The sequence below is a fragment of the Oleiphilus sp. HI0066 genome, from assembly GCF_001635725.1.
In genome coordinates, this window is sequence record NZ_LWFH01000043.1 from 1 (window position 1) to 1,145 (window position 1,145).

The 1,145-nt window shown below is 45.1% G+C and carries 2 protein-coding genes; one reads left to right on the forward strand and one right to left on the reverse strand.

The features are described from left to right. The coding region (locus tag A3738_RS00965; RefSeq protein WP_068763275.1) for an aminoacetone oxidase family FAD-binding enzyme at window positions 1–909 on the forward strand (909 nt) is incomplete at its 5' end. 1 nt (window position 910) lies between these two features. On the opposite strand, the gene A3738_RS31755 is transcribed toward A3738_RS00965, so the two are convergent. Next, window positions 911–1,145, reverse strand: a 235-nt coding sequence (locus A3738_RS31755; RefSeq protein WP_231876489.1) for a hypothetical protein, incomplete at its 5' end; no start/stop codon positions are given.

The window sequence follows — 1,145 nt, forward strand, 5'->3', positions numbered from 1 at the left end:
AAACATGGCGAATTGTTTTGCGACAATAGCGCCAAAGACATTCTTAAGATGCTCATAGAAGAGTGTCCGCCGGATAAGGTCGACATTCGCACTAAGTGCGATATCGATAACATTCAATACGAGAACGATTATTTCGTTCTCAAAACAAATATCGGTACTTTCAAGGCTAAGCAATTAGTCATCGCGAGCGGCGGATTATCTATTCCTACAATGGGCGCTAGCGGGTTCGGTTATCAAGTTGCAGAACAATTTGGGCATTCGGTTCTTCCCACTCGGGCAGGTCTTGTTCCATTCACCTTCAGTGATGCCACCAAAGGGCTTACCGAACGTTTGTCTGGTTTGGCGCATGACAGCGCGATGTATAACGAGCGACGCACGTTTCGAGAGAACATACTGTTCACACACCGAGGGATATCTGGCCCCGCGGCATTGCAACTTTCAAATTACTGGCACACTTCAGAAGAAATACAGATCAATCTATTTCCAGAAACAGATATCGAAGCAGTTCTTTTTGAGGCAAAACAAAATGCACCAAAGGCCATACTCAAAAATATACTCGCAAAGAGCCTAGCTAAATCTTTCGTGCAAGAACTTGAAGATCTGTTTTGGAAGGACCTAGCCACAACACCAATGGGCGAAATGCAAGATAAAGCACTGCGCAAGATTGCCCAGCAACTAAAATCTTGGACACTCAAACCCTCTGGCACAGAAGGCTATCGCACCGCTGAAGTAACGCTAGGCGGAGTCAATACAGATGAAGTATCTTCCAAAACAATGGAAAGTAAAAAGCAAAAAGGCTTATTTCTGATCGGCGAAGTTCTTGACGTTACCGGACATCTAGGCGGCTTTAACTTTCAATGGGCATGGGCTTCCGCCTTCGCGGCGAGTGAATCTTTGAGTCACCACTAAGCTAGCCTGATGTTTTAAAAAAGCTTTGAGCTAATGACGTCAAATCGTCAGAAAAACCATACATATGCCTGTACTGGAGGATTTGCTTACCAACTAACCTCAAGCGGGTTTCAAAATCTGGGAATAGCTGTAGAGGCAAGAGAGGCTCATTGTAAGGAGCGATGTCACCCCTCTGAAATTCAAATGCAATACTAATTCGAGGCGAAACACTCGTCTTCTGACTCTTACCCCCCCAA